Annotated in this window: 9 protein-coding genes; 6 read left to right on the top strand and 3 right to left on the bottom strand. The window is 68.8% G+C overall.

Translation table 11 applies throughout. The annotated features are described in order from the left end of the window. Positions 1–42: 42 nt before the first annotated feature. From OG202_RS10435 to OG202_RS10445, 3 genes are all read right to left on the bottom strand, one after another. Positions 43–6,264 (bottom strand): hypothetical protein, encoded by a 6,222-nt coding sequence (locus OG202_RS10435; protein WP_327730522.1) that lies wholly within the window; start codon positions 6,262–6,264, stop codon positions 43–45. A 106-nt stretch (positions 6,265–6,370) separates the two neighbouring features. Further along, entirely contained in the window at positions 6,371–8,575 is a 2,205-nt protein-coding gene (locus tag OG202_RS10440) for a hypothetical protein (RefSeq protein WP_405896001.1), read from the bottom strand. Between the two features lie 459 nt (positions 8,576–9,034). After that, a complete protein-coding gene (locus tag OG202_RS10445; protein WP_327730520.1) occupies positions 9,035–9,607 on the bottom strand; it encodes a hypothetical protein in 573 nt (190 codons plus the stop codon). Positions 9,608–9,806: 199 nt separating this feature from the next. Here OG202_RS10445 and OG202_RS10450 point away from each other — a divergent pair, with 199 nt between their 5' ends. The 6 genes from OG202_RS10450 to OG202_RS10475 all read left to right on the top strand — a co-directional run bounded on the left by OG202_RS10450 (position 9,807) and on the right by OG202_RS10475 (position 20,483). After that, complete coding sequence (locus OG202_RS10450; RefSeq protein WP_327730519.1) at positions 9,807–12,068, top strand: N-6 DNA methylase; 2,262 nt, start codon at positions 9,807–9,809, stop codon at positions 12,066–12,068. A 139-nt stretch (positions 12,069–12,207) separates the two neighbouring features. Next, positions 12,208–14,199: a type I restriction-modification system subunit M gene (locus OG202_RS10455; protein ID WP_327730518.1), complete on the top strand. Its 1,992-nt coding sequence runs from the start codon at positions 12,208–12,210 to the stop codon at positions 14,197–14,199. Further along, positions 14,196–15,461 (top strand): restriction endonuclease subunit S, encoded by a 1,266-nt coding sequence (locus tag OG202_RS10460; protein WP_327730517.1) that lies wholly within the window; start codon positions 14,196–14,198, stop codon positions 15,459–15,461. The genes OG202_RS10455 and OG202_RS10460 overlap by 4 nt, the downstream gene beginning before the upstream one ends. Next, positions 15,458–16,684, top strand: coding sequence for an AAA family ATPase (locus OG202_RS10465; protein WP_327730516.1), 1,227 nt, complete (start codon positions 15,458–15,460; stop codon positions 16,682–16,684). Before OG202_RS10460 ends, OG202_RS10465 begins: the two co-directional genes overlap by 4 nt. Next, positions 16,681–17,298 (top strand): DUF4276 family protein, encoded by a 618-nt coding sequence (locus tag OG202_RS10470; protein ID WP_327730515.1) that lies wholly within the window; start codon positions 16,681–16,683, stop codon positions 17,296–17,298. Before OG202_RS10465 ends, OG202_RS10470 begins: the two co-directional genes overlap by 4 nt. Continuing rightward, positions 17,295–20,483 (top strand): type I restriction endonuclease subunit R, encoded by a 3,189-nt coding sequence (locus OG202_RS10475; protein ID WP_327730514.1) that lies wholly within the window; start codon positions 17,295–17,297, stop codon positions 20,481–20,483. The genes OG202_RS10470 and OG202_RS10475 overlap by 4 nt, the downstream gene beginning before the upstream one ends. Positions 20,484–20,515: the final 32 nt, after the last annotated feature.

The raw sequence follows: 20,515 nt of genomic DNA on the forward strand, positions 1-20,515 counted from the left end.
CGCACGCGCCGCAGAAGCTGGGCGCGTGCGCTGCCACATCTGTCAAACGCAGAAGGTCACGCACCGGCGCAGCAGCGGCTCCAGGCGCAACTGGGCTTCTTCCCTGTCGAACACCTGAAGGGCATCAAGGCACGCGAAGATCCAGCGAGCTTCGTCCTCGTCGCCGTTCTGGTACGCGATGGCGGTCACAACAGCCTCCACGTCGGCCAGGTCCCCGCCGAACTCATCGGCGATGGCCCGATACCCCGCCGCGAGGTCCGGGTGTGTGAACACACCGGTCGCGTCAAGGAACGTACGAGCCGCTGACCGGTCCGTGAGTATGTCGGCCAGGCGCCGCAACGCGTCGTCGGGGTCGCTGAGTTCGTCGTGCAGCCGGTGGGCCCGGTCGACAAGGAGTGGCCAGCCACCGGTGAGCCCGTAGAGCCGGTCCAGACGTTCGTCCGTGCTGAAGACCTCGGTTCGCTGTGCCCAGCCACGCAGGCTGCGGCGGTCGTGCCGACGCAGGATCACGGGAACCGCCGTGGTGCGCTCCTCACCCGTGAGCAGAGCACGCCACAGGTCCAGTTGACCGGTGTCGGTGACGAGCACCACGGCCCGGGTGACACCCGGGGTGCTGGGCAGCAGGGCGTCGGCCAGGTCCACGGCCTCGCGACAGGTCTCCGGCTTCGCCGGGTAGCGGGCGAAGTCGCTGATGATCACGCGACGTTCACGGGGGTGTCCCCCCGTAAGCTCCTGCTTGAAGACGCTGAGCCTGCCGATGGGAGGAAGCGTCCAGTCGGCGATGCGTCCGGCCACCGCGCGCAGGGTGTCACCCACGTCGGTGGCTCCGGTGGCCGGGGTGCCGAGAACAACCCTCGTCTGGTTGGCGCGCTCGCCGAGAAGATCGTCGAGCTGGGTGATCGTGAGCGGGGCGGGCCTCCCGTCGGGCAGCTCCGGCCGCCCTTCCAACACGATGCTCTCCTCCAGTTTGCAGTCCTGCTCGGCCCTCAGCAGACGCGCCTCCACCTCATGAGGTGTGCCGATCATGCGGAGTGCGTTCGGGCCGCGCAGATGCCAGCCCTGTCCGTCGTGGTTGGGAGCGAGGACACCCAGGCCCACCATTTCGGAGAGATAGGCACGGAACCCCTCGGTGTCGAGCTGTTCGAAGCCCGCACGCCACCACGTCTCGCACTCCTCGCGCAGTTCGGCGTCGCTCAGACGCATTTCCAGGCCACGGTGGCGCGCGTGGTACGCGAGGACGTTGGCGATCACGTCATACCGGTGGTCCAGGCTCAGTGTGTCCTTGAAGGCGTCGGAAATGCCCGTCCTGAGGTCGACGTCCGACTGCACGGCCTCGATGTCGGCGACATCCACGGTGTACGGAGGCCCCTCGACTCCACGCCGCGTCCGCTTGCGGTGCATCACCTCGACCAGACGGTGACCGAACATCTGCAGCAGGAACGGCTGGTACGAGCAGTAGCCCAGCACGCGGTTCACCAGGTCCACGTCCGCGAACTCGAAACCGAGCGCACGCATCGGTTCCACCAGCAGATCGGCGGCGAACTGCGGGGCGAGCGGCCCGATCACTTTCGGGGTCTGCGCGAGATGCCCGAACGGTCCGTTGCTCGCGAGTTTGGAGAAGCGCTGCACGGAGTGCAGGCCGGCGAAGACGACCTTGGCCCGGTCCTTGGTGTCGGACCCGAGTCCCTTCAGCTTCTTGGTCTGGTCGAACCGAGGGGCGTCCGCCTCGAAGAACTGGTCGCATTCGTCGAGCAGGATCAGCAGGCGCCGCCGGGAGTCCCCGTCGAGCCAGCTGCGGATTCCCGCTCGCACGCGCTCCGAGCGGTCCTTCGGCGACTTGCGTCCCTGGGGTCGGGCCAGCACCTGGACGCCGGTCAGTTCCCGGTCCAGGACACTCCAGAGGGCCTCCGGTCCGAGGGAACTTCCCTTGCCGATGTTCTCCTGGTCCAGGTTCACGTACACCGACTGGTGGAACCCGGGGCGCTGGTCCGTGAAGCGCTCCCCCGCATCGCTGAGCAGCGCCGACTTGCCCAGGCCCCGGCCACCGAAGATGACCTGGGTGCCACGCGGGTCGAGAATGCTCTTGCGTTCGGCGTCGCGTCCGTAGAACATCTCCCCGCCGATCCGGCCGCGCTTCTCCCGGATGTACGGGTTCACGCCGGAGAACGGCAGCAGAATCTGGGTGGCCGTACCGACCTGCCGGTTACCGCGGGCCGCGAGATAGGCCAGGGCGGCATCGTCCACGACCAGCAGCGGCTGCAGACGATCCGATCCGGCGGCGAGTTCCGCGCGCGCCTCACGGCCGAGCGTGCCGAAGTAGAGGACCAGGAGGCTGGTCTCGCTGGGGTCCTGCGACGCACGGCTGATGACGATCTCGGCGGGTGGACGGCCCCAGAGCATGAGCACCCGGAAGGTGCCGCCCTGCTCCTTGATCTGTGAGCCGAAAGCGGGCACCTTCGCCCGGCCGTTGACCTCCACGCCGGTCACTTCGAAGAAGCGGTACTCGCGACGGTGTGGCGACAGTTCGTCCAGTGACGGGGCACTCTTGGCGTCGTAGCCGAGGAGTTTCAGTGCCGGGAGCAGCTTCCGACGGGCGGAGATGTTCGGCCGGTCCTTCGGTTCCGCGGCGCCCAGCTCACGCCATTCGTTCAGGGCGTCCGCCGCCAGTGCCGCTTCCTCGCTGGAAAGGTTCCCGTAGTCCAGGACGGGGACAGTCGGGTGCTTGCCGCCGGAGCGGACCAGTTCGACGAGCTCGTGGTCGATGCCCTTGGGCAGTCCGTCGGGCACCACCGGGAAGAACTCGGTCAGATGGGACTCGCCGGCCTCGATCTCGGGCACGGGTTCGCCGATCTCCAGGAAGTAGACGAGATCGGCCGCCGTCGCCAGACCACCGGTGTCCAGGTGCCGCAGCACCTGTGCCCGTTCACCCTCCGTGAGGTCCAGGGCGTCCAGCCGGGCCCGGATCCGGTCGGCCGCCTCCCGCCGGTGCTTCGGCAGGTCACCCCGCACCCTGGCCAACGCCCGCCGCACGTCGGTCAAGTCACGCTGGTCGGTGTTGTCCAGTCGCGTGCGTGCGTCGGCCAGCAACTCCTGGAGTCGCAGGTCCTGGTCGTCCGTCACAGCGCCGTCGGCCTGGGCCCGATGCATCTCGGCGACGAGTTCGTCGTGGTCGGCGCGGAGAGCCACCCGCCTCGTGGTCTCCCGCTCCGCGATCAGGTGAGCTGTCTGCGGCTCGAAGTCAACGCTCCCCGGGCCCGGCAGCCCCCGCTGGTCCGCCAGTTCCAGAATCGTGCGGGCGGCCGTGAACGCGTCATGGTCGAGTCGCTCCCGCAGTGCTTCGTCCCAGCTGCGGTCGACCGCGGTCAGGAGCCGGTCGAGCGTGGGCCGTTCCTCAACCGTGTCGCAGACCTTCAGCAGTTCCACGTCCAGGACGAGTTCCGGGTCGGCCCCGCTGCCGGAGAGCGTGGCCCGGGTGTCGCCGGACAACAACGCGAAGAGTTCCTCCATGGAACTGCGCGCCGCCCACGCGGCCGCGGCGACGAAGGTGCCGGGCCGCTTTGCCAGTTGATCAAGTTCCGTCAGGACGGCGTCGTGCCGTGTCAGCATCGACTGGCGCAGGGACGAGATTTCCTTGGCTGCCCGGTTCGCGTCGGACCGGTCGCCCCTGCGGGCACCGTCGACTGCCAGACACCACTCCTTGGCCAGGCCTGCGGCCCGTTCGACGACGTGGACCAGGTCCTGACGTCCGGAGCCCTGGAGCGGCTTGCCGCTGGATGTGCGGTACTTGCGATCCATGCGGTCGATCTCGCCGTTGATCTCGGAGAGTTTCGAGAGACGCTCCGCCTTCTCCCGAACAGCCGACAACGCATCGCGGTCGTCGTCGATCACGGCCGTGAGCATGGAGCCCAGCAGCCCGTCATCGGGAACCAGCCAGCGCTTGGCTATGTCCGACGCCCTGGCGAACCGGAGGCGCTGCGGGGCCATGAGGGCGCCGCACTGTTCGCGGAGTTCCCGCAGTCGGGCTTCGGTCTCGGATACGTCAGCGATGACGACGAGGGGGGAGGCGATCATCAGGGCACCACTGAGTGCTCGGTCCGCGACGGTGGTCGCCACCTCTCCCAGTGCCTCGGGAAGGCGGGGCGCCATGGCCTTGAGCTGGGCCCCGGCCAGGTGATCACCGGTCACCAGAGCCACCCGCAACAGGGCTGGCAGCAGGACGAGTTCGCAGCCCTCCGTGTCACGGCCGACATGACCGCTCTGCTGATGCAGCAGGCTGGCGACCAGAGGGGCGCCGTGGCCGATGCCGGAAGTGAGCATCGCGGCCGCGCCGGCGAGCCGGAGTGCCGTCACCTGCGGTTCGGGGCGGCCGACGGAGCGTGCCACATGGTGGGCGAGTCCGAAGCGCCGCTCCGCGACCAGTCGTGCCAGGGCATGCTCGGCCGATGCCTCGTCGCCGCCTCGGTCCGCCGCCTCCTCCGCCGCCTCCTCCGGCACCTCACTCTCGCGCTGTGCGACGGTGATGGACGTGGCCGTGGGCGTGGGGGCGGTGACGTCCACCCTGGGAACCGTGTCCGGGACGAGTGCGGCCCTCGGCTCCGAGCCGTCGCGCGCCTCCGGACCCTCGACAAGGCCCACCACCAGGTGCTCGTCCGTCTGCGGGGAGGCCGTCGCCACGGTCACCGGTCCTACGGCGTCCGCCACCGCGCCGTCGCCCCCGCCGATCTCCGCGGCTTCCAGGACCCGCGGGATGTGCGGGACCTGCGGGACCTCGGAAGCGTCCGAAGTCGTGGCTGACGCTTCGGATGCCTCCCGTGCCACACCCTGGGTCTCCTCGGCCCGCACCGCGTCCGAGTCGGCACAGGCGGGTTCTGAACCGGACAGGGCCTCGGTCCGTTCCGGCAGGGTGAGTTCGTGTGCCATCACTGCGGCGGTCGCACAGGCGGGCAGGACCCGCACGACCTGCTCCTGAAGGGCCAGGATCTCCGCCGCGGCGTCCGGCTGCCGGCCCAGCCCGACAAGGTCGGCGAGTGCCATGAGCGCGGAGCTCTCCTGCCGTTCCGTCACTCCCCAGGCCTGTGTGTCGAGGAGCCGACGGGCAGCGGCGCGGACGGCTTCGGCGGCGGCCGCGGCGGGGCCGGCCGGCCGACAGCCGATGAACAGAAGTTCCCCCAGCGTCTCCCGCTCGGCCCGGTCACGGTCGCGCATCGCCCGATGTGCCTGCGCCGCCTGGACCATGTCTTCGAGCCGGAGCGGCCCCGGTTCGATGCCCGCCGCGGCCGACACGGTCCGTACCCTGTCGAAAACGGCCCTGAGCCCCGTCAACGGCGTCAGATCGGCCTCGGCGGGCGGACGCCCGTCCTCGATCGCCCCGGTCGTCCTCCGGGCGGCCCGCACGGCTTCCTCGACGGCGGACGCCAGCTCCCGGCAGGCATCCTCCGGATCAGTGCCCTTACCGACCCCGGCCGTGTCGGAGGCCGGGACGGCCCTGCTCTGGACCGGAATGCCGCGTACCGGCTCCTGGGAAGCGGGGGTTTCCGCGGTGGGCAAGCCCTGGGCGAGGGTGTCCGGCGCGGGGTCGGAACCCGTCCGGCCCGCTGTGGGGAGCCGGTCCTCGGCCGTCGTCGGCCGTGCTCCGTCCCGCTCGGGTTCGACAGGTACGAAGTCCGGGTTCGCCTCGACGACGGACCGTGCGAGGGCGCGTACGGCGTCGAGCCGTTGCCCTTCGCCCTCCGCCGTGGCCGACGCCCCAAAAAAGTCGTGGTCAGCCGCCCAGGCAAGGACGTACGCATCGGCGACCGATGCGTTGCACCACGCGAAGACCGCGGCCCGGAGCAGCGTCGCGCCCCACCGGGAGACGGGAGCGGGGACAGGTACGGAGCCGGACCCGGAGCCGTGATCGTCCTCCGCGAAGACAGTCCCGACAGCGTCGTTGATGACACTGTGGGTGAGGTCCTTGACGCCACAGGTGCACGCGTGTTGCCGGGCCTCACGGCGCAGCCTGGCGAGGATGTCCCCGCACAGCGCGCTCCCTGCCCGCCGTGGGGCCGCGATCCGGATGCCCAGGCGGACGAGCAGCCTCTGCCGGGCCTTGGGGCGGAGGGAGTTGAAGGCCAGTTCGATCATGCCGACCGTCAGGTCGTCCAGTGCCGCGGCCACGGGACGATCAAGTACGTTGAGGGCGTCGGCCAGAGCCTCCAGGCCCTCGACCGACCCGTCTTGCGGGGACAGGGGTGGTTCCGTGACGACGTGGTAACGGCTCTGCATAGGCCGCGTACTCCGTTCCGTGTTGGTCTCTCATGGGTGTCTCACTGGTGTCGGTGTGCACCGGTGAGGGAAGTGACGTGGCCGCCGGACGGTCCTGGCGGGTGGTTCAGTGGCCGCGCGTGTGCTCGGTCACGAACGTGTAGCCGTAGGGCAGTTCCCAGCCGTCGGCCTTGCCGAGCCGGCGGCAGTGTTCCCGGAAGGCGGCCCTCTGCGCGTCGCTCGGGGAGCGCCCTGGCAGCAGTCGGCGCAGGTGTCCGGGTACGTACTGCAGACGCATGGTTCCGGTCGTCGGGCCCGTGGCGCCCCAGGGCTGTATCACGCGTATTCGGGCCGGGCGGTAGGCGATCAGAGGGATCTGCGGTTGACCGGGGCGCGCCGGGAAGTGGGGCCGGCCGGTGGCATCGCGGCTGCCGACGGCCGGTTCGAGGCGCCGCTCGGCGAGGAGTTCCGCGACGGCGTGCTCCAGGTCGGCGCTCTGGGAGCGGGCCGGTCGGCAGCCGTAGGCGGCGACGGGCAGGCCCGAGCGGTCGAGCAGGGCGTGGCCATCCAGCGTGAGCAGCCCGCAGCGGCGCACGGTGCGCATGACCAGCTGCCTGGGGCTGAGACCCGCTGCCGTGTCACCGCTGCGGCTGCTGCCCGGAGCGTCCTCACGGGTCAGGACACGCGGTTCGTAGCAGTGCCCGATCACTCGGTCGTCGATCTGCACCGGCTGGTCGAGCGGGCTCGTGACGACCCGGAGCATCCGCCTGCCCCGGGGCCAGTGGAAACGCAGCACCAGGCCAGGGAAGAAGTCTGCGGGCCAGACCACGCCGGTGAGGCAGCCGGTCCCGTCGCCGAGTTCCGCGACGGCGTTCTGAACGGTTTCGCCCCCACTGAGCACGCCGCCCGGGTGTTCGAACTCGAGCCGTAGCGTGGGCTGCCGCCCGTCAGCCGCCCTCAGTTCCTCTGCCACGAGCGGGTCCAGAGGGAGACGGCCGTCGATGAGGTGGGCCAGTCGTAGGGGCTGCCTCCAAACGATCTCACCATCGCCGGTCCGTAGCAGTTTGCTGACCCCGAGGGCGGAGTCGTCCGCGAGCGACACGTCGACGGGTGCCCGCTCGGTCTCCTGCACGGGCTCCGGATTCACGGGCTCCGCCGCTGCCGTGGTGGACGCCCACCCTCGTCCGGTGGGTGTCAGGGGATCGCTCGGGCCCTCCGCCTCCCCGGGGTGATGGGAGCGCCAGACGCCCCCGCCTTCGAAGGCGTCGTCGAGTCCGACCCGGGTGCCGTTCGCGAACAGCCCCCGCTCGCTGTCCCGTTGCACCACGTCGGCGAGTGTCACGTTCGCCCGGCACACTGCTGCGGCGTACTCCACACCGCCGAGCAGTTCCTCGGCCCCGGGGAACGTGCGCAGCCGGGGCCCGACCGCTGTGTACACGGTGACGGGGGCGGTCAGTCCGTAGCGGCGCCGCGACGGGGTGGCCGCGCGTTCCACGGCCGCCGCCAGTGTCCTCAGGTCGTCGCCGCCGAGCGGACCGGTGTCGCGCCAGCCCGCCGCGAGAGCGTCACGGGTCATGGCGTACGGACCCCACGTACGCAGCAGATCACTGGCGGCGAGAGTGCGGCGCACCGTGTCGAGGAGGCAGGACAGACCGGCGCGGAGCGCGTCCTCGTGCGTGCCGCCGACGAGTTCGACGAGGGACACGGGGACATAGGGGCTGAGGAGCTGCGCTCGTGCGGTGGTCAGCAGATGGTCCGCGTAGACGGTCAGGTCGTCGCGCCGGGCGGCTTCCCCGGACGGGTAGCAGGCGTCGATGACGACGTGACCGTCCTCGTTGATCCAGCGCTGGTGGGCCCTTAATCGGCGAAGCTGGGCAGGCGTGGGACTCAGAGCGGGGCCGAATGCGTGCGGGTCCGGGACCAGGAGTTCACGGCGGCGGGGAGACGCGGCCGTTCCCGGCCGGCCGGGGCCTTCGGCGCCCGCGGGCGCTCCGGAGATCCAGGCAGGTACGTCGCCGAGGCCGCTCACGTCCGGGTGAGCGCCCTCCTTGTAGACGATCTCGGCATAGAGGGGGTCCGCCCCGGTGACGACGCGCACCATGGCGCCGACGGGAAGTGCCGGCACGCACTCGCCCAGGGTGACCACGGGAAAGTCGTCCAGTTGGAGAGGGCTCCGGCCGTAACCGTCACCGTCGAGGTCGTAACCGAAGTAGACGGCGTTGAATGCGACGGCGGTGTGCACGGGCGCCCGCCGGGCCGCCACGACCGCTTCCAGGTACCGCCGCAGTCGCTCCCGGTCCACGGCCGGTACGTCCTCGTGGCTCTGGGCCATGGCCGGGGTCAGCAGGGCGTGTTCGCCGTACGGGCCGGGTACTTCGGGCACGACATGGCGTGTCCGTGAGGCGCCTGCCCCCTCCCGGCACTCCCCGCTCTCCGGCCTCTCCGGCCTCTTCGGATGACTCGCCGAGTGCTTCGGATGCTCTGCTGTCGATCCTCCATGCTTCTTGACGGCTGCTGGTACCTGCGGCTCCCCACCCATGACACCTCCGCCGCACCATGGGTCGTCCCCGCCCACGTGCTTCGCTTTACGCAGGCTATGCCTGACTTTGATACGCCGACCACACTTTCGACACCTTCACGAACACCTCAAGGCGCACACCGTGAAGCGCACGCCCCATGAGTGCTTCCACGCCCCAGAGCCCAGGGCCCATCGGGACACGAAGCCCTCGGGCGGCAGAGCAGAAGGGAGCGGAGCCTCCGGGACACCGTCACCTGGAGGCGTGAGCCGCGCTCACCCCACCCGCTTCCACTCCTTGCACCGGTTCGTCTTGAAGTACTCGCCCTTGTTGAGAGTCACCCGCCCCGGCCCCTCCAGGTTGTTGTTGGCGATGATGGAGTCGAACTCGCCGCTGGCGTCCTTGGCGCGCTCCCAGTAGCAGCCGTACTCCCCCTCCGGTCCGGCCGTCTTGTACGTGCCGGGCTTGATGTCCTCGCCCACGAGGAACTCGCCCTCACCGGAGAAACTGCTCGCCGGACCGGCCTTCTCCGTCTTCTTCGGCTTGGCGGTGACCGTCTCGGTGACGGTGGGGCCGGGCTCAGCCTCCGCCTGTTCGGTCGCCGTGACGGTCACGGTCGGCCGCGGCGCGGCCTTCACGTCGGCGGTGTCACCGGAGCCCTCTCCGCCGCCACCGATCGCGCCGATCCCCGCGCCTACCAGCAGCGCGGCGACGGCCACGGCACCGTGTGTGAGCAGGGCTCTGTTGCGCCCCGGGGCCTTGGGGGCGGGTGGCGCGGGTGGCATAGACGGGCCCCAGCCACCCTGGGGGCCGTTGCCGGGCGGGAAGTTCGGGGGCGGAGTGGCCATGGTGAGTCCGTTCTCGATGGGTCGGCAGAGCATGACGAGTCGGCGGTTGAGCGGTTCCAGCGGTGTCCGGAGAGGCGAAACCATCCGGAAGCAGAACCAGGCAAGCATGTCAATGAAAGCACTGTCAATCATCTTGACGAATTTGACGAGCGCTGTAGGTTGTTAGCTGTTCACTACCGAGAGGCCCAGGACATTCGCCATGCCCCAGCCATCCGCACTGGTCACCGCCGCGGAGATCTCCCGCATCGCGGGCGTCACCCGCGCCACGGTCAGCAACTGGCGCCGTCGGCACGACGACTTTCCCGCCCCCTCCGGAGGCACGGACAGCAGCCCCCTCTACGACCTGGAGGCCGTGCGCTCCTGGCTGGCCGGACGCGGTCACACCTCGTCGGCGAGCCCCTCGGAGGAGCTGCGCACGACGCTTCGGCTGCACGCGCCGGCCAGCGACAGCGCCACTTCGGACCTGCTGCTCCTCGTTCTCGCGGCCGGCCGTCGCTCACCGGACGAACTGACCGCGTTCACCGAACTCCCCGACGCCGACGTCGTCGAGGGCGCGGACAGCGCCGTGGCCGGTCTGGCCGATACCGTGCCGGGCGCGGACGCCGTCCGTTTCCGTGCGGGTGATGCCGCCGTGCTGCGCGCGCTGCTCCTGTGCGTACGGGACGAGGGCGGCGAGGCGGCGCTCGGGGTGCTCGCGGAGCGGGAACTGGAGGACAGTGCCACCGGCGGCACCTACCGGACACCCGCCCCGCTCGCGGACCTCGCGGCCCGCCTGCTCCCCGGCTCCCCGGCCCGTGTCCTCGACCCCGCATGCGGCAGCGGCTCCCTCCTCACCGCCGCCGCCCGCCGCAAGGCGACCGAGCTGTACGGCCAGGACAGCCTCCCCGTGCAGGCACGCCGCAGCGCGGTCACCCTCATGCTCACGGCACCGGACGCGGGAGTGACCGTGCGCACCGGTGACAGCCTCCGCGCGGACGCCTTCCCCGGCCTCCTCGCCGACGCGGTCCTGTGCAACCCGCCCTACGGCGACCGCGACTGGGGCCACGACGAGCTGGCGTACGACCCCCGGTGGGCGTACGGCGTGCCGGCCCGTGGCGAGTCGGAGCTGGCCTGGGTCCAGCACGCGCTCGCCCATCTCGAACCCGGCGGCCACGCGGTCCTGATCCTCCCGCCCGCCGTGGCGGGGCGCGCCTCGGGCCGCCGCGTACGCAGGGAGCTCGTGCGGAGCGGCGCCCTGCGCGCGGTGGTGGCGCTGCCCGCCGGGGCGGCTCCCCCGCTACACGTCGGCCTGCAGATCTGGGTGCTCCAGCGACCCGAGCCGGGCGGGCCGGAGCGCAAGTCGGTCCTCTTCGTGGACACGGCGACGACGGGCGGGTCCGGTCGTGGTTCCGGCTCATCCGGCTCAGGTGCCGCGGCCGGTGCGACTGCCGGGTCAGTGCCCGGTTCCGGGGCCGGGTCCAGCCGTAAATCGGTGCCGTCGGCGCGTACGAGGAGTGGTGGGCGGGCTGCCGCGCTGGACTGGGACGCGGTCACGAAGGAGACCCTGGCCGTGTGGGAGGCGTTCGTCCGTGACCCGGACGGCTTCACCGACGAGCCGGGCCTGGCACGCGCGGTCCCCGTGGTCGACCTGCTGGACGACGTGTCCGACCTGACTCCGGCCCGCCAGGTCCGTATCACGCGTCAGGACGTGGCCCCGGACGCCCTGGCCGCGGAGCTGGCCGCCGCGAGGTCCGAACTCCTGCGTTCCACAAGGTCGTTCACCCGCGCCGCCCGCGACACCGACTTCGTCTCCGAGGGCGCCTCCAACGCGGAGTGGCGTACGGCGACGGCGTCGGACCTGGCGCGGGGCGGCGCGCTGACGCTGCTGCGTACGACGCCGGAGGCCGCGCAGGAACCGGACGGCGCCGACGCCGAGTCGCTCCCGGTCCTGACCGCCTCGGACATCCGGCAGGGTACGGCCCCGACGGGCGACCCGGCCGAGCTGCGAGGCGGTTCCGCGCCGGTCGTAGCCGAGGGAGATGTCCTCGTACGGGCGATCGCTGGCGGCGAGGGCGCCATGGCCCGGGTCGCCGACGAGCGGGACGCCGGGGCGCTGCTCGGCCCCGGCATCCACCTCCTGCGCCCCGACCCGAAGCGCCTGGACGCATGGTGCCTGGCCGGCTTCCTGGGCTCGGAGGACAACATCGCGGGCGCGTCGACGGGCAGCACGATCCTCCAGGTCAGCCCGGGGCGTCTGCGCGTGCCGCTGCTGCCGCTCGCCGTGCAGCAGCAGTACGGGAGGGCGTTCCGCCGGGTGCACGAGCTACGGGCGGAGGCCCTGCGCGCGGCGCTGCTGGCGGAGGACACGGCACGACTGCTGGCGGGGGGCCTGACGGGTGGGCAGTTCATCCCGTTCGGTGAGACCGCTGGCGATCCCGGTGACAGTTTCCAACAACGATCTCGACAGCGATCCCAAGGGTGACGATTCGCCCGCATAGGCAGTTCGCTCTTCACACACGGACCACACTGGTCGGGTCGGCGGAACAGCCACCAAGGACAGTCGCGAAGGACTGCGGCCAGGACCGGGCCGAGGACAGTACGGAAGGAACTCGGGGAGTCTCTTGAACAGCAGCAAGCACACGGAGTTGGCGAACCACGCGTGGTCGGTCGCCGATCTCCTGCGCGGTGACTACAAGCAGTCGGACTACGGCAAGGTGATCCTGCCGTTCACGGTGCTGCGGCGGCTGGAGTGCGTACTGGAGCCCACGCGGGAGAAGGTCACGGCGGTGGCCGAGCAGTACAGGGACACCGAGATCGACCCGGACGACTGGCTGCGCCGCGCCTCGGGCAACTCGTTCTACAACAAGTCGAACCTGACCCTGAAGAAGATCGCGGCGGACCCGCAGAACGCGGCGAAGAACCTCATGGTGTACGTGGGGGCGTTCTCGGAGAACGCGCGGGGAGTACTGGACCGCTTCGAGTTCGCGCAGCAGATCAAGCGGCTGGACAGTGCCGGGCTTCTGTACCTGGTCATCGGCAAGTTCACCGACCTGGACCTGCGCCCCGCGACCGTGCCCAACCACAACATGGGCTACATCTTCGAGGAACTGATCCGCCGCTTCGCGGAGCAGTCGAACGAGACGGCCGGTGAGCACTTCACGCCCCGCGAGGTCATCAAGCTGATGGTGAACCTCCTGATCGCCCCGGACGGCGACGCGCTCACCGTCCCGGGCACGGTCCGCAAGGTCATGGACCCCGCGTGCGGTACGGGCGGCATGCTCTCAGCGGCCGAGGACCACATCCTGTCGCTCAACCCGGACGCCGCCGTGGAGGTGTACGGGCAGGAACTGAACCCCGAGTCATGGGCGATCTGCCGGTCCGACCTCATGATCAAGGGCCAGGACCCGGAGAACATCGCCTTCGGCAACTCCTTCTCCGACGACGGCCACGCCCGCCAGAAGTTCGACTACCTGCTCGCCAACCCGCCGTTCGGCGTGGAGTGGAAGAAGGTGAAGGAGGACGTCGAGTACGAGCACAGGTCGCTGGGCGAGGCGGGCCGCTTCGGCGCGGGCCTGCCGCGCATCAACGACGGCTCGCTCCTCTTCCTCCAGCACATGATCTCGAAGATGAAGCCGGTGGACGTGAACGGCGGGGGCGGCTCCCGCATCGCGATCGTCTTCAACGGCTCGCCCCTGTTCACGGGCGCGGCGGGCTCGGGTGAGTCGGAGATCCGGCGGTGGATCCTGGAGAACGACTGGCTGGAGGCCATCGTCGCGCTCCCGGACCAGCTCTTCTACAACACGGGTATCTCCACGTACTTCTGGATCCTCACCAACCGCAAGGACGCGGAGCACAAGGGCAAGGTCGTACTCCTGGACGCGCGCGATCAGTGGCAGAAGATGCGCAAGTCGCTGGGCGACAAGCGCAAGCAACTGGGCAAGGAGCACATCGCGACGGTGACACGGCTGTACGGCGAGGCGATCACCGTGGCCGGGGACCCGGAACACCCGCTGCACGGCAAGGTGAAGGTCTTCTCCAACTCGGACTTCGGGTACCAGCGGATCACTGTCGAGCGGCCGTTGAAGCTGCGGTTCGAGGTGACGGAGGAGACGTTGGCGGCTCTGGCCACGTCGAAGCCGGTGCAAAAGCTGGAGCAGAGCGAGGAGTTCGTGACGGCGGCGCGTACGCTGCTGGGCTCGTCGTGGGGGAAGGAGTCCGACGCGCTCGTGGCGTTGAAGGACGCGGTGGTGGCTGCTGGGTTGCTCTGGCCGGCGGGGGCGCCGTTCGCGAAGGCGGTACGGGGGTCGATCGGCGTACGGGATCCGGAGGGCGACGTGCAGCGCGTCAAGGGTGCACCGGAGCCGGATTCTGAGCTTCGGGACTACGAGAACGTGCCGCTGGGCGAGGACGTCGAGGAGTACTTGAAGCGGGAGGTGCACCCGCATGTGCCGGATGCGTGGATCGACCGCAGCAAGACGAAGGTGGGATACGAAATCCCATTTACGCGGCACTTTTATGTGTACACGCCACCACGGCCACTCACGGAGATCGACGCCGAACTAAAGGCCCTTGAGACCGAAATCCAGGCTCTACTCGGGGAAGTGGCCCGGTGAACACCTCAGTCTTCGACCCGCGCTCCCTCAGGCTCCCCGACACCTATGAATTGGTGCGCCTCGGCTACGTCGCCCACTTGCAGAACGGGCTGACCGTCGACGCAAAACGCGACGTCACAGGCGACGTCGTCACACGACCCTACTTGCGCGTCGCCAATGTTCAAGCAGGAAGCCTCAGCCTCGAATCGGTCACGGAGATCACCGTGCCCCGAAGCGTGGCCCGTCGCAGCACGCTTCGCCCAGGCGACGTCCTGATGACGGAAGGTGGGGACCTGGACAAGCTGGGCCGTGGGACGGTCTGGCAGGGTGAACTTGAAGGCTGCCTGCACCAGAACCACATCTTCGTAATTCGCCCCGATCCGCAGCGCCTCAACGGCCGGTATCTCGCCTACTTGACTCAGTCTCTGTACGGACGCTGCTACTTCGAGAGCACAGGAACGAGAACCACAAACCTGGCTTCCACCAATAGCAACAAGATCCAAAGTTTCCCTCTACCGCTCCCACCCCTGGAAGAACAGCGCCGCATCATCGAATACCTCGACGCCGAGACCATCCGAATTGACCATCTCGTCTCCCTTTTCACGAAACAACGAGATTTGGTAAATGAACGTGAAAGAGCGGCCCTACCTTTGATTGTGGGCGGCGCCCTCCTGGGTGGCGGACAGATGCAGTCAGGCGTGCCCTGGTTCCCCAAAGTTCACCCTGAGGCACTTCTCGTACCGCTCGTTCGTGTACTCCAACTTCAGAGGGGCGTTGACCTCACAGAATCTGAGCGCCGCTCAGGCGGAATCCCCGTGTTCACCACTGCGGGCCACGCTGGCTGGCACGACAAGGCCATTGCAAGCGGACCCGGGGTTATTATTGGACGATATGGATCCGTGGGTAACGTGCACTGGACCGAACAGCCCTACTGGCCGCACAACACGACTCTATATGTCAAGAACTTCGATGGAAATAATGAGCGGTATTGCTACCACCTTCTCCGTGCGCTCCCATATGAAATGGAGCAGGCAAGAGCGGCGGTTCCGGGCGTGAACAGGAACGACTTGCATAAGCAGCTTGTTCCGCTTCTTCCTCGTCCACTTCAACTATCAGCGTCGAAGCAAGCGGACGAGCAGATGTCTTGGCTCAAAGCCACGCACACTCGAATTGAGCGTGCGAAGGCGTTGCTGACTGAACGCCGCCAAGCCCTCATCACCGCCGCCGTAACCGGCCAGTTCGACGTCTCCACTGCCTCCGGCCGAGGCGTTGACGTGGCATGACGTCCACTCACAACGGAGCTCCGCCGTTCATCACGCGCGTGCAGATCGAGAACTACCGTTCCATTGCGGCCTGCCACGTACAGCTCAGCCCGCTCACCGTCCTCGTCGGGCCGAACGCGGCCGGGAAGTCGAACTTCCTCGACGCGATCCGGTTCGTCCGGGACGCCCTCCATTCCTCGCCCGGACAGGCGCTGGAGTCACGTGGCGGTCTTCAGGAGGTCCTCCACAAAGGTCCATCGGGGCAGGAGACCGACCTCTTCCGGATCCGTCTGGACACACATGTCCCCGAACCGGGAGCGGAGCAGCACGGCCTCGATTTCACCTACGTTCTCGAAGTGGGAGCCAGCCCGGCCGGCGGAAGCGCCCCCGTGCTTCGCCGCGAGGAGGTCAAACTCTCGGGACTCGGGCGAGGAGATCAGTTCATCCCGGAGATGGCGCAGGGCCGCGGAGTCGCATGGCGGGACGACATCCTCCTGCCCAGATCCGCCCAGACGGACGCCGATGTGGAAGCTCTGTACCTGCGCCTGCGTGACATGCGCTTCCACGAACTCCTCACCCCGGTTCTTCGTGCCGTCGACGACACGCCGAGCAGCACCGGCGGTGGGATGTTCGGAGAACGCGGCGAGCATCTGGCACGCGTACTCTCCGCATTGGCCCAACAACATTCCTGGGTCAAGGAAACCATCGACGGCTACCTCAGTGGCATGGTGGACAACGCCTCCGGAGTGGACGGAGTGGAGGTGCCCGAGGGGGATCTGGCGTTCGTTGTCGGCCGTTTCCTCGACGCAGACGCACAGGTGGTGAAGGTCGACCGCCGGTCGCTCTCGGAAGGCACGCTCCGCCTCGCCGGCGTCCTCGCCGCGCTCTTCCAGCCCAGGGCGCTGACCGGCGAGATTCCCTTCATCGGGATCGAGGAGCCTGAGATCTCCCTGCATCCTCCGATGGTGGGTGCCCTGTACGACGCTCTGGTGGCTGCCGCACGCAACACGCAGGTGATGGTGACCACTCAGAGCGCCGACCTGCTGGACAACGCAGCCGTGGACCAGGGGCACCTGCTGGTCGTGCGCGATGACGGGAGCGGTACAGCGATCGGTCCGATCGACGAGGGCGGCCGACGGCTGCTCGACGACGGTGTGCTGACCCTGCCCGATCTGCTGCGCAGTGGTGAGATGCGTCCGGCGAAGACCGCCGCCGGAGAGAACACACGGGCGGGAATGCGGTGAGCGCTCCCTACCCTGTGATCGCGTCGATCGTCGAGGGGCACGGCGAGGAGAGAGCTCTACAGGGACTCCTGCACCGGCTCGTCCCGTATCTCCTCCCCGATGCGTACGCCGACATCCAACGCCCTCACCGTCTCCCCCGCGATCGGATGCTGAAGCGCGATCCGCTCGCGCAAGCCCTCACCGTCGTCATGGCACGTACACCCCGTCCCACCGGCGTTCTCGTGCTGTTGGACGCCGACGACGGCTGCGCCGTCGAGTTGGCTGAACAGTTACGCACCCACGCGCAGGCAACCCATGCCCATGTTCCTCTCGTCGCGGTCGCGGCAGTCCGGGAGTTCGAAGCCTGGTTCCTGGCCGGGGCGGCCGGACTCGCGGGGCTTGCCGGGCTGCCCGACGACCTCGTTCCGCCACCCACCCCCGAGGCGATCCGCGGCGCCAAGGAATGGTTGTCCAAGCGGATGCCGCCCGGATCCACGTACCAGGAGACCGCGCACCAGCCGTCCTTCGCCCAGCGGTTCGATCTCAGTGCAGCCAGCGCCGGCGCGCCCTCGTTCGACAAGTTCTGCCGCGACGTTCTGTTCCTCCTCACCGGAAAGCGAGACGCTTCGCAATGAGCCCCGTGCACGACGAGTCCGCCTTCGGGTCCGCGATCGTCTCCGCGATGACCGGACACGGCTGGCGTGAGGCGAGCCCCGTCGACTACACCGCCGATCTCGGCCTGGACACCAACGAGCTGTACACCTTCCTCGGCGAGACCCAGCCCGACGAATGGCACGAGCTCCGGACCGTCTACGGCGACGCCAACGAGGCCCAGCGCGGCTTCGCCCAACGCCTCGACCGGGCCATCGCCGACGACGGGCTCCTCCACGTCCTCCGCAACGGCGTCAAGGACCGTGGGGTCCTGCTCCGCGTCGCCTACTTCAAGCCCAACCTGATCTCCGACGACTCGGTCCTCGACGGCTACCGCGCCAACCGCCTCACCGTCGTCCGCGAACTCCGCTACGCCACCAAGCAGGCCGACTGGGGCCACGAACTCGACCTCACCCTCTTCCTCAACGGCATACCGGTCGCCACGGCCGAGTTGAAGAACCCGCTCACGGGCCAGGGCGTCGAGCACGCCAAGGAGCAGTACCGGACCGACCGCGACCCGACCGAGTTGATCTTCACTCGCCGGGTCGTCGCGAACTTCGCCGTGGACCCGGACCTGGTCTTCGTCGCGACCCAGCTGCGCGGCAAGAGCACTCAGTTCCTGCCCTTCAACACCGGCTCGAACGGCCCCGGCCGCCCCGGCGGAGCCGGGAACCCGGCGCCCACCACCCACGGCACGTACGCCACCTCGTACCTCTGGGAACAGGTCTGGCAGCGCGACAACTGGCTCGACCTCCTCCAGCGCTTCGCGCACCAGCAGAAGCACAAGACGCCCGGCGGCGGCACCACCAAGTCGACGATCTTCCCCCGCTACCACCAGTGGGACGTGGTCAAGAAGCTCACCGCCCACGCGGCCACCCACGGCGTCGGCCAGAACTACCTCGTCATGGCCTCCGCCGGCTCCGGCAAGTCGAACACCATCGGCTGGCTGGCCCACCGCCTCAGCGACCTCCACGCGGACGCGGACCCCCGAACCCTCGACCCCGAAGCTCTCGCCAACAACCGCCTCACCCCCGGCGAACCCGTCTTCGACAAGGTCATCGTCATCACCGACCGCCGCAACCTGGACGCCCAACTCCGCGAAACGGTCGGCAGCTTCTCGCAGACGGACGGCCTCGTCGTGAAGATCGACGAGAAGCACGGAGCCAAGAGCGAACAGCTCGCCCGCGCCCTCTCACGCGACACCGGCAAGATCGTCACGGTCACCCTGCACTCGTTCCCGGCCCTCCTCGACTACATCAAGCGCAACCCCACAGACATCAAGGGCACCCGCTTCGCCATAGTCGTCGACGAGGCGCACTCCTCCCAGTCCGGCGACGCCGCCACCGCCGTGAAGTCCGCCCTGCGGGACCTCGGCCTGGACTCCGACTCCGAGGACGCGGGCACGACCACCGTCACCGTGAACGACAAGCTCAAGGCGAAAGCCGTCGAGCGCTCCCAGGCCGCCAATCTCTCCTACTTCGCCTTCACGGCCACCCCCAAGGCGAAGACCCTCGAACTCTTCGGCACCGAGGACAGCGGTATCGCCGAGAACGGCAAGGCGGTCTACCGCCCCTTCCACACGTACTCCATGCGCCAGGCCATCGAGGAAGGCTTCATCCTCGACCCGCTGCGCCACTACGTCACGTACGACACCTACTGGAAGCTGGTGAACCAGAACCCGGACGAGAAGGAGGTCGACCCCTCCAAAGCCAACAGCCTGCTCGCCCGGTTCGCGCTCACCCACGAGCACACCGTCTCCCAGCACGCCATGGTCATCGTGGAGCACTTCGTGACCCACACCCGCGGCCGGCTCGGCGGACGCGCCAAGGCCATGGTCGTCACGGCCTCACGCCACTCCGCCGTGCAGATGGCCCGCGCGATCAAGAGCTACATCAAGGACCGCGACTACGACACCAGGTACCCCGACCTGGGCGTCCTCGTCGCCTTCTCCGGTTCCCTCACCATCGACGACGAGGAGACCACCGAGGTCAAGGAGAACGGCGGGCTCTCGGAGAGCGCGCTGCCCAAGGCGTTCGCGTACACCCGCGCCGACGACAAGGCCGTCAAGGCGGGCGGCAAGGGGCAGCAGGAGTACAAGATCCTGGTCGTCGCCGAGAAGTACCAGACCGGCTTCGACCAGCCGCTTCTCACGACGATGTACGTCAACAAAACCCTGACCGGCATCGCCGCCGTCCAGACCCTCTCCCGCCTCAACCGCACCGCCGAACGCAAGTCCCAGGCCGACCTCGCCGTCCTGGACTTCGTCAACGACGCGGAGGACATCAAGGACGCCTTCCGCCCGTACTTCGAGGAGGCGGAGACCCTCCCCTCCGACCCCAACCTCCTCTACACCGCCCAGAGCCGCGTCATGTCCGCGCCGATCATCTCCGAGCAGGACATGGACGATTTCGCCTCCGCGTACTTCGCGGCGAAGGAGAAGGCGGGCGGCTCCCAGGCCAAGTGGGAGAAGCTGCACGCCGAGCTGTACCGGCTCCTCTCCCCCGCCGTCATCCGCTTCACCGCGCTGCTGGAGAGCGAGGAGGAGGACGACGTCGAGACGACCGAGGACTTCCGCGCCAACCTCAACGACTACGTCCGCAAGTACGGTTTCCTCGCCCAGATCGTGCCGTATCGCGACGCCGACCTCGAACGGCTCCACCTCTACGGCCGCTACCTCCTCAACCGCCTCCCCCGCCGCGCCGACGGCGGCGTCGACATAGGCGAGGTCGACCTCAGTCACCTGCGGGTCGCGAAGACCGGCGAACACGACGTCTCCCTCAGTCCCGAGGGCCCGGCCGAACTGAAGGGCTTCGGCGACGGCGTGGGCGGCGCCAAGGAGGCCGAGAAGTCACTCCTGTCGGAGCTGATCGACAAGTTCAACGCGAAGTTCGGCACGGACTTCACCGAGGAGGACGTCCTCCCGGCGTTCAACGCGGCCAAGAACGACCCCAAGGTCCGCGCCGCCGCCGTCGTCAACGACGAGGACAACTTCGGCGTCGTCTTCGACAAGGCCTTCAACGGCTACATGATGGATCACGTCTCGACGATCGACACGCTCGGCAAGCGCTACTTCGGCGCGGACCGTAGCTTCAAGTCCAACCTGGACCGGAGCGCTCGGCGCGCGGCGTGGCGGATGATCCGCAACGAAGAGGGTTTGGACGACCTGTAGTTGCGGACGCGGCAGAGGGCCCGGCCTTACGG

The sequence above is a fragment of the Streptomyces sp. NBC_00310 genome (assembly GCF_036208085.1).
Classification (GTDB): Bacteria; Actinomycetota; Actinomycetes; order Streptomycetales; family Streptomycetaceae; genus Streptomyces.

What these genes read in the sequence shown, in the direction of transcription:
- OG202_RS10435 (WP_327730522.1), bottom strand. Translation starts at nt 6,264, where the DNA reads ATGCAGAGCCGTTACCACGTCGTCACGGAACCACCCCTGTCCCCGCAA.
- OG202_RS10440 (WP_405896001.1), bottom strand. Translation starts at nt 8,575, where the DNA reads ATGGCCCAGAGCCACGAGGACGTACCGGCCGTGGACCGGGAGCGACTG.
- OG202_RS10445 (WP_327730520.1), bottom strand. Translation starts at nt 9,607, where the DNA reads ATGGCCACTCCGCCCCCGAACTTCCCGCCCGGCAACGGCCCCCAGGGT.
- OG202_RS10450 (WP_327730519.1), top strand. Translation starts at nt 9,807, where the DNA reads ATGCCCCAGCCATCCGCACTGGTCACCGCCGCGGAGATCTCCCGCATC.
- OG202_RS10465 (WP_327730516.1), top strand. Translation starts at nt 15,458, where the DNA reads ATGACGTCCACTCACAACGGAGCTCCGCCGTTCATCACGCGCGTGCAG.
- OG202_RS10475 (WP_327730514.1), top strand. Translation starts at nt 17,295, where the DNA reads ATGAGCCCCGTGCACGACGAGTCCGCCTTCGGGTCCGCGATCGTCTCC.